The 8,783-nt window shown below is 71.2% G+C and carries 11 protein-coding genes; all 11 read left to right on the top strand.

What is annotated here, in order from left to right; genetic code table 11:
* The first annotated feature begins 494 nt into the window (after positions 1-494).
* The 11 genes from ABZ261_RS01740 to ABZ261_RS01690 all read left to right on the top strand — a co-directional run bounded on the left by ABZ261_RS01740 (position 495) and on the right by ABZ261_RS01690 (position 8,780).
* Positions 495-644, top strand: a complete 150-nt coding sequence (locus ABZ261_RS01740) for a hypothetical protein (protein WP_161255683.1) — start codon at positions 495-497, stop codon at positions 642-644.
* A gap of 213 nt (positions 645-857) precedes the next feature.
* The gene (locus ABZ261_RS01735; protein ID WP_356854571.1) at positions 858-1,700 is read left to right on the top strand and encodes a phosphotransferase; all 843 of its coding nucleotides are present in this window, start codon (positions 858-860) and stop codon (positions 1,698-1,700) included.
* Positions 1,701-1,722: 22 nt separating this feature from the next.
* Complete coding sequence (locus ABZ261_RS01730) at positions 1,723-2,619, top strand: T3SS effector HopA1 family protein (RefSeq protein ID WP_356854570.1); 897 nt, start codon at positions 1,723-1,725, stop codon at positions 2,617-2,619.
* The gene (locus ABZ261_RS01725) at positions 2,616-3,305 is read left to right on the top strand and encodes a flavoprotein (RefSeq protein ID WP_356854569.1); all 690 of its coding nucleotides are present in this window, start codon (positions 2,616-2,618) and stop codon (positions 3,303-3,305) included. The genes ABZ261_RS01730 and ABZ261_RS01725 overlap by 4 nt, the downstream gene beginning before the upstream one ends.
* The gene (locus ABZ261_RS01720) at positions 3,241-3,822 is read left to right on the top strand and encodes a GNAT family protein (RefSeq protein WP_161296757.1); all 582 of its coding nucleotides are present in this window, start codon (positions 3,241-3,243) and stop codon (positions 3,820-3,822) included. The genes ABZ261_RS01725 and ABZ261_RS01720 overlap by 65 nt, the downstream gene beginning before the upstream one ends.
* On the top strand, positions 3,819-4,274 hold the full coding sequence (locus ABZ261_RS01715; protein ID WP_161296755.1) for an ester cyclase: 456 nt from the start codon (positions 3,819-3,821) through the stop codon (positions 4,272-4,274). Before ABZ261_RS01720 ends, ABZ261_RS01715 begins: the two co-directional genes overlap by 4 nt.
* A complete protein-coding gene (locus ABZ261_RS01710) occupies positions 4,271-5,215 on the top strand; it encodes a ketoacyl-ACP synthase III (protein WP_356854568.1) in 945 nt (314 codons plus the stop codon). Before ABZ261_RS01715 ends, ABZ261_RS01710 begins: the two co-directional genes overlap by 4 nt.
* Positions 5,212-6,288 (top strand): medium chain dehydrogenase/reductase family protein, encoded by a 1,077-nt coding sequence (locus ABZ261_RS01705; RefSeq protein ID WP_356854567.1) that lies wholly within the window; start codon positions 5,212-5,214, stop codon positions 6,286-6,288. The genes ABZ261_RS01710 and ABZ261_RS01705 overlap by 4 nt, the downstream gene beginning before the upstream one ends.
* Positions 6,269-7,126: a class I SAM-dependent methyltransferase gene (locus tag ABZ261_RS01700; protein ID WP_356854566.1), complete on the top strand. Its 858-nt coding sequence runs from the start codon at positions 6,269-6,271 to the stop codon at positions 7,124-7,126. The genes ABZ261_RS01705 and ABZ261_RS01700 overlap by 20 nt, the downstream gene beginning before the upstream one ends.
* Positions 7,123-7,656: a DUF6624 domain-containing protein gene (locus ABZ261_RS01695; RefSeq protein WP_356854565.1), complete on the top strand. Its 534-nt coding sequence runs from the start codon at positions 7,123-7,125 to the stop codon at positions 7,654-7,656. The genes ABZ261_RS01700 and ABZ261_RS01695 overlap by 4 nt, the downstream gene beginning before the upstream one ends.
* The gene (locus ABZ261_RS01690; protein WP_356854564.1) at positions 7,653-8,780 is read left to right on the top strand and encodes a glycosyltransferase; all 1,128 of its coding nucleotides are present in this window, start codon (positions 7,653-7,655) and stop codon (positions 8,778-8,780) included. Before ABZ261_RS01695 ends, ABZ261_RS01690 begins: the two co-directional genes overlap by 4 nt.
* Positions 8,781-8,783 lie beyond the last annotated feature (3 nt).

Below are 8,783 nucleotides of genomic sequence, written 5' to 3'. Positions count from 1 at the left end.
CGCGTTTTGTGTCGGGCGCCACGGGGGTGGGTGTTCGCTCCGTGACCCGCTCTTGGCCGGGGGGGGCCCGGCGACCAGTTGGTCGCCGGCACCCGACGGGCATCGCTGCGTTCTCCCGGGAGTTGTCGGCGTGGCCCGCGGATCGCCGGCCCCGGGAATGACGAATGGAGCTAGTACAGAGGGTGAGAAAAGTGCTAGTGGAGCCAGACCGTTTTCCCGGCGGCAGGCGTCGTGAAAGGCAGGGGAACCGGCTTTCCGAGGGTGGGTTCTCGCAGGTCGGGAGATCTGGAACGGGCATCCGGACACAGATCCGGACCGGGTCACGGAACGTGCTGGAAACAGAATCACACTTGATTCCCGAGAGGCGTACGGCCAAAGATGGTCGAGGCAAGCACGGACCGTTCGAAACGACACCGGGTTTGTTTCTGCAAGAGTTCTCATCGCACTCCGCGCATTCTGTCTCAAACGCGCGAAATCCCAAAAGGAGTTCTCCTATGAGCGCCACCGAGATCGTGGTCGAGGATGTTCTGGCCGAGCTGCTGGATGGCGACGACGTCGCGGCCCTGACCGAGCTGGAGACGGACCCGTCGCTCATGCCGACCGCCGTCGGCTCGGTCATCTACACCGTCATGATCCACTGCTGATTCCGAGTCAGTGGTAGGTGGTCGGCAGGCGACAGAAACTAACGCTGCCGCTTGCCGACAGCACCGTTCCACCAGTACGAGGCGGCGGCCCCTGCCCATTGCCTGGAGGGGGGCCGCCCCTTGCACAGCGAACAACTGCCCGGAATGAACGCCGGAACGCAGCTGTCCGGCACTACGCACGCATGCTAGCGGTATCTATGGAGGCCACGCGTCATGAAGGTCACTGAATCCTCGGTTCCCCTGTCCGAGGAAGAGGTCGTGCGCTGGGCCGCTGGCGTCGAGGTGTCTCCAGGGGTCTCGCTCTCCCCGAAGGTCGCAGCCGCCGGAATCGGGCGTCCCGTCCTGACCGAGGTCCCGGGTCCCCGTTTCGACGCACGCGTCCGGGCCGGCAGTGTGACAGACCATCACCTGCGCCACGTCGGGCGCGCTTTGGCGGTACTGCACGCCGCGGAGCCGCCGGGCGACAGCCCCGTTGCCCTGGAGTCCCTGCCCTGGGAGCCCCTTCCTCTGCGGGTCTGGGCCGGACTGACCGGCGCGCAGCGCCAGTTGACCGGAATGCTCCACCGCGAAGAGGTGCTGAGGAACCGGGGTCGTACCGTCCAGACCGACCTGACGGCGGGAGACGTCTGGTGTCACGGTGACGCCAGAACGAACAACATCGTCGTAGCGGGCGACACGCCGATGTTCATCGACTGGGAGTGCTCGGGGCTCGGCCGCCCCGAGGCGGACCTGGGCTCCCTGTGCGGCTCGCTGATGTTCGATGAGCTCAATCCGATGGACGCCCCCGCGGGAGCCGAGGCCCAGGCGGAACTCCGGGCGTCGCTGGGCCGGGCGACGGGGCGCATACGGGTCGCCCTGGCGGCCTACCGGTCCCACAGCGATCGGCGGCTCGACCCGGCGCTGCTCGGTGGCGCCGTGGGCGGCAGCCTGCTGTCCCGCGCGTTGATGCGTGCCTCGCATACCCGCTTGGACCGGGTCGTCACGGTTCTCGCCGCCATCGGCCGCGGACTGCTGCTCGACCCCGCACGCTGGAGGGCCATTGATGCACACGCCTGAACCGACGCGGACGCCTGGACCGATGGGCACGCCTGAACCGACGCACCCGCACGACGCCGACAGGCTCGCCGGCATCCGCCGTACCGTCGGTCGGTTGCTGGACGAGGACGCGCACCGGGAAATGTCCGAACCCCTGCGCGAAAGCCTCGCCGACCGGATCTACCGGACGGTCCACGCGGCACCGGGCCGACACGGCGACGCGCTCGCCTCGGACCGGGTGGCCTACGCCGCCATGGTCGCCGAGGCGGAGCGGCGGCTCAGCGACCTGACCCATGACCGCACCGGCTTCACCCTCGTCTCGCGCGACGCCGGGCGGACCGTCGTGACCTGCCCCGACGGCGTCGACGTGGCGCTCGACGAGCGTCACGTACGCATCTCCGCCGCGGGTGACGTGACGGTCACCGCCAGTGGGCTCTCCACCCAGGTGGGTGCGCGCTGGGTGTACTGGACACCGCCCCGGTCCGGCGACGGCATGGACGCGCGGGTCTATCTGCATGCCCGGCCCCACGACGCGCTCGACGCGTGGTCCGGCGTCGTCCGCACCCTGCACGGCGCCGGCATCGAGTTCGCGGCCAAGATCGGCGGATCGGCCGCGATGCTCGACCGGACGGACTGCGTCGTCCTGTACTGCGCGGCGGACGACCTGGCGCGGGTCGCCTGGGCGGCCGCGGCGAACTGCGCGGACCCGGTCGAGTCCGTACCCGGATTCAGTGTCGCGCTGTACCCCGGTGTCGGTGTCGCGCTCACCCCCGAGGCGGACACCGGCGCAGTGGCCATGAGCATCGGCTACTACTGGGCTCGGACCCTGGTCGAGGCGTGGCACGCCGACGGCACCCCGGGCCTGGGAGCGGTGCTCACGCGGCTGGCCCGGTCCTGGGCGCGGACGCGGCGGCAGCTGCGGGTTCCGGAGGCGGTATGACTGCCGGGCCTGCCCTTCCCCCGTCCGGGCGCCGGTCCAGACCGCCGGGAGTCGAACGCATTCTGCTGATCGGCACCGGAGCAATCGGTGTGTCGCAACATCCGTCTCTCATCGGTCTGTTGAAGTTCGGCTACGGCTTCGACGTCGCCGTGTGCCTGACCGCGGCCGGACGCGACTTCGTCTCCCCGCGGGCCCTGGCCACCCTGACGGGACGGCCGGTCGTGCCGCCCGTCTGGCCCACCGAGAGCGGCCCGGAGCACGTGAAGTGGGCCGACTGGGCCCAGGGAGTCATCGTCTGGCCCGCCACATTGGACTTCTTGTCCCGGTGCGCCTTCGGCCTGGCCGACAGCCTGCCGGCCGCCATCGTCCTCTCCACCACGGCCCCGGTGGTCTTTGCGCCGTCCGTCGCGGCCGGCGCGGCTCAGGGCGGGCCGCTCCGCCGCGCCCTGCGGATCCTCCGGCAGGACGGGCATGGGGTCGTCGGGCCGGTCATCGGGCACGCGGTGTCCACCGGGAAGCTGTCGCCGGGGGCATGCGCGCCCCCGGAAACCGTCGTTGCGGAGTTGATGGCACGCCTCCGCTCAGCAACGTCCGCAACTGCCACTGAGGAGAGTGTGATCGATGTCCGGCACCCCGTCCCGTCTGCTGCCGAGCGAGCTGAAGGCACGCCCCACGACGCTGGCTGACCAGCCCCTGGTCGATGAGATCTTCTCCGACGAGCGGCTCGCCGCGATGGGCGAGACCGCCTTCCCGCAAGGCTATGAGCAGGTCCGGGAGCAGCTGCTGACCCTGATGGAGCAGGGGGTGATGAAGGGCTGGTTCATCGAGCTGCCGGGGTTCGGCGTACTGTCCGCGCAGTTCTATGCGCCGACCGGCTTCGGCGGCACCTGGAGCGGCGACACGGTCACCGCCCCGGGCGTTGAGACGCTCGGCCGCCGAGGCATCGGCACCGCCTGCATGGCGGTCGCCCTGGACGCGCTCTTCGCCGACGAGTCGGTGCAGCGCCTCTCCGGACAGGTCGCGGTCATCAACCCCGCCGCCCTGGCCGTGTGCGACCGGATGGGCTTCACCAGGGAGGGCCTGGCCCGCTCCCACATGGTGACGCCTGCGGGCGAGAGGGTAGACGCGGTGATGGTGGGTCTGCTCCGCGCGGAATGGGCCGGCGCGGCCGCCGTGGAACAGCAGCTGCTGGCGGAGTCATGAGCGCCGCCGTCTCCACCGGCGCGGCGGGCGGCATCGTCACCGGCATGCTGCACGAGATCTGGACGCTGGGCCACTTCGAGGCGGTGTCCCGCTTCATCCACCCGGAGTACACGATGCTGGACGAGCGGGCCGAGGTCAGGCTGCGCGGCCGGGAGGCGTTCACCGAGACGGTCGCCGCGTTCCGGGGCCTGTTCGACGAGCCCCGGATGAACGTCAGCCACCTGATCTCCGGCCAGGACATGGTGGCGTACCGGTGGGAGTTGACCGGCCGCATCTCCGACGCCAAACTCCTGACCCCGGCGCTCCAGGCGATCGAGCGGCACGTCCCGGACATACGGCTGATCAGTCATCGGGGACTGAGCATCGCCCACCTCAAGGACGGAATGATCCTCCAGGAGTGGTCCGAGGCCGACAACACCGCTATGAGCCAGCAGCTGGGGTGGTGGAAATGACCGCGACGGGCGTCGTGTCGCTGGGTCTGCACCTGCCCGGCACCCCCGTGGGCAACGAGAGCATCGCGGCGACCAGCGGGGCGGATCCGCAATGGATGGAGGACCGGATCGGCATCAGGGCGCGGCACCACGCGCCCCGGCCGCAGACGGCGACGGACCTCGCCGTCGGAGCCGCCGAGAACGCGCTGGCGGGCGAAGCGGTCACCCCCGACCTCATCGTCGTGGCCACGGTGACCGCCGAGCGCCCCGTACCCTCCACCGCCTGCTTCGTCCAGGACCGCCTCGGACTGGCGGGCGTACCGGCCTTCGACGTGAACGCGGCCTGCTCGGGTTTCGTCTACGCCCTCTCCTGCGCCTACGGGATGACGCTCGCGGGCCACGTCCGTACCCCGCTGGTGATCGGCGCGGACACCTTCACCCATGTCGTCGACCCCACCGATCGGCGTACCGCGCCCCTGTTCGGCGACGGCGCCGGGGCGGTCCAACTCGGCCCCGTCCCGGACGGATACGGGATTCTCGCGGTCGACCTGTGGGCGGAAGGCTCCCAGGCCATGTACGCGACCGTCCCCCGCGAGGGCTGGTTCGCCATGGACGGGCGGAGCGTCTCCGGCGTCGTCATGGACATGGGTCCCAAGATCCTGCAGGGCGCGCTGGACCGGGCCGGGGTACGGCTCGACCAACTGGACCGCGTCATCGTGCACCAGGCCAACCCGCGCCTGGTGCGGCGGCTCGCGGACCACGTCGGGCTGGACGAGAGCAGGGCACCGGCCTACGGGGCGGTCACCGGCAACACGGCGTCCGCGTCGATCCCCGTCGCGCTCGCCATGGCCGACCGTGAACGGCCCTTCCGCCGGGGGGATCTCGTGGCGCTGGTGGCGGTAGGCGCCGGCATGACGGCGGGCGCCGCGGTGCTGCGCTGGTACTCGGAGGAGCGACAGTGAACGTCCTGGTCGCAGGTGGCGGGACCAGTACGCCGCCCGCGGGCTGCGAGCAGGTGGCCGACATCGAGGTGCGCGGCGAGCGCGTGCGGTTCGGCCTGGTGGAGCGGCCCGACACGGCCTTCGACCGGGCCGCCGACCACAATCGCGCGTACGTGCTCGTCCGTGTGCGTGCGTTCTCGCTCGGCGAGAGCCTTCCCGGGTCGCCGGAGTCCGGCCCCGCCGCGTCACGGTGGGTGGAGTTCGGGTCCGACTTCGTCGCCGACGTCCTCGCCGTGGGGTCCGCCGTCACCACCCTGGCGCCGGGGGACCGGGTCGTACCCGTGTTGCAGTGGCCACCCGTACGGCCCGACCCCGTGTCGGCCCTGGAGAATCCCGGCCGGGCGTCACGACAGGTGCAGCGCGTCCACTACGCCCGGCTGCTGCGTCTGCCGTCCGGCCTCGGTGACGCCGAGGCGGCGTGCCTGCCGACCGCGGGCGCCACCGCGTACGCCATGGTGCGGCGTGCCGCCGTCGCGCCGGGCGACTCGGTGCTGGTCACGGCGGCCGGTTCGGCGACGTCCCTGGCCGCTATCCAGGCGGCCCGGCTCGCCGGCGCCCAGGTGTACGCCCTGTCGCGGAGCGGCGCGGCGGCCACCGTGCTGGAGAAGCTGGGCGTCACCCGGTCGTTCTGCTCCGCCGAGCCGGAAGACCTGGCGGAGTGCGTGGAGCTGGCACGGCGCCTTCGGGGCTTCGACGTGATCATCGATCCGCTGTGGCGCAGCCACTTCCGGACCGCCGTGAAGTTCCTGGGGTTCTCCGGCCGGTACGTCGCGGGACACGACCCCTCGGGAGAGGACGTGGCCGCGGACTGGGCCGCGGCCGCGGGAAGCCTCGTGGCGAAAAACGCGTGGCTCGCCGGGCAGCGCCTGGGCACTCGCGACGATCTCCAAGCGGCCGTCGACGACTTGGCGGCCGGTCGGCTGGAGATGCCTGTCGACGCACGGTTCCGGGGAGCCGACGTCGGCCCCTTCGTTCTCAGCAGCCTCGATCCGCACCGGACCGGCGGGGTCATCTATGCCTTCACGGAGGAGTGAAAAAGACATGGCGGATATTTCCAAGGACCTCTTCGGTCCGTTCGCGGGGATCGGCGCACTCGATCTGCCGAACACGAGGCTCGTCGACCCCTTCGACGGAATTCTGGGCGTCTTCTATACGAAGATCGTCAACCAGGCCGAACAGGACAACGCGTGGTTCGCTGAGCAGGCGGTGCCCTCCGGTCCGGGCAGGGTGCTCGACCTGTGCTGCGGCGGTGGCCGGTCGGCGGTCGAGCTCGCCCGCGCGGGACACGAGGTCACCGCCGTGGACATCTCGCCCATACAGCTGGCCGCGGCCCAGAAGCGGGCCGCGGAGTTCGGCGTCACCGACCGGATGACCTTCGTGTACGCGGACGTGACGACCCTCGACCTCGACCAGGTCTTCGACGCCGTGGTGATCGGCGGGCTGAGCGTGACGCTGTTCGACGGCGAAGCACGCACGGCTCTGCTGCGCGCGGTGACCCGCCATCTCGCCCCGGGCGGGCGCCTGTTGTTCGACCACGCCCCGGCCCAGCCGGACGAGCAGGAGTCCGAGAAGGTGTTCACGGTGCCGATCAGGATGCGTGAGCGCTCCGGCTTCGTGCTGGTCGGGATGTTGCGCCGGCCCGCCGACCGGACCCAGTTCACCAATATGAGTGCCGAGTTGACCGACGGCGAAGGGCGTACCACGCGCCATCTGACCGGATTCAGGTTCTGGATCGACAGCACCGAGAGCGTCACGGCGAAACTGGGCCGACACGGTCTGACCGTGACCGCGGCCCACCGGGACCCGGAAGCCCGCGACACCGCGTCGCCCGCCACCATGCGGGAATTCATCGTCGCCGAGGCACTCCGGTGACAGCCGACCCCGCCCTCGCCGCACGGTTGCGGGAATGCGCCGTGCGCGACCAGGAGCTGGCCAAGGTCCCCGGCAAGACGGCACAGGACGTCGACCGCTGGATGCGGGTCGCGGCCGACAACGAGCGCTTCCTGTGGGACGTCCTGCAAGCCCATGGCTGGCCGGGCCACGCCCTCGTCGGCGAGCAGGGATCCGCCGACGCGATGGTCATCGTCCAGCACGCCACGCGCGACCGGAAGCTCCAGCGCTTCGCCCTCGGCTGTCTCGTCGAAGCCGTGGACGCCGGTGACGCGGATCCCGCGCACGTCGCTTACCTGACCGACCGCATCCACCTGCACGCCAAAGTACCCCTGCGCTACGGCACCCAGTACACCCGTAACGAGCGGGGGCAGTACCGGCGGCTGCCGGTGGAGGACCCGGAAACGCTCGACGACCGCCGCCGGCGCGCGGGACTGGAGTCGCTGGACATCTTCGAGCGGCGACTCCTCGAGGTCGCCGGCGGGGACGACATCCTGGAGGAGCGCCCGTGAAGCCCTTGCGGATCATGGCCACCCCGAGCCCGGCCGTCGGCCACTTCTTCCCCATGGTGCCGATGCTGTGGGCCCTGCGCAGTGCCGGGCACGACGTACGAGTCGTGGTGCCGGCGTTCTTCGTGAACACGGTGCTGCAGTCCGGGCTGGCCGCCGTCGCCACCGCTCCGGTGTCGGAGGAAGAGGCCCTCGACGCGCGCGACGACATCGACGACGACCACACGACCGGCACGTACCGGCGACTCGCGCGCATCGCGAACGCCATGGCGGGGGACGTCGAAAGAATCGTCGACGGGTGGCGGCCGCACCTGGTGATCTCCGACCCGATGGACTTCACCGGGCGGTGCGCCGCGGCCGAACACGGGCTGGCCCACGCGGAGCACTGGATCGGCGGATTCCTGCCGACAAAACCCCGGACGAGCGCCGCACGGCATGTCTTCGGCGCGCGGCACGAGGCGTGGCCGGGGATGGGATCGGTGCCGGACGTGGTGATCGACCCGTGTCCGCCGGGGTTCCAGAGCGCCGGGGCGCCGTCCGGGATACGCACGCGCTACGTCCCGTACAACGGGCCTTCGGCGGTGCCGGCCTGGCTGACGGACCGGGGCCGGCCCCGGCGGGTGCTGATCACGCTGGGCACCATCGTGTCGCAGGGGCCCGAGGCCCACCAGTTGCTGGAGCGGACGCTCGACGCGACGGCGCGGCCGGACGTCGAGGTGGTGGTGGCGGCCCGCCCGGGGACGGTGCCACAGGAGCTCGCCCGGCGGGCGAGAGCGGTGCGGTGGTTGCCCGTCGGACTGGCCGCGCAGCACTGCGACCTGATCGTCCACCACGGTGGATCGGGCACCACGATGGCTGCGCTGGCGCACGGAGTCCCGCAGGTGGTCTGCCCCTCGGTCCTGGACCAGACGGACAACGCACGGCGGCTCGAAGAGCTGGGGGCGGGGCGACTGGTCCCCGTGCCCGCGGCCCTGGCGGGCGGCGGAGAGCTCGTCCGGGCCGTCGAGGACGTTCTCGGCGACCCCCGGTACGCGAAGTCGGCGGCTGTCCTGCGGGACGAGAACGACGCGGCGCCGGCCCCCGCCCGCGCCGCCGAACAACTGCTGCGCACCATGGGTGAAAGGTAGAAG

It is taken from the genome of Streptomyces sp. NPDC006193 (genome assembly GCF_040613915.1).
In the GTDB taxonomy this organism is placed as follows: domain Bacteria; phylum Actinomycetota; class Actinomycetes; order Streptomycetales; family Streptomycetaceae; genus Streptomyces.
Note: the sequence above shows the minus strand (reverse complement) of the source record. Positions and strands in the feature narration are given on the sequence as shown.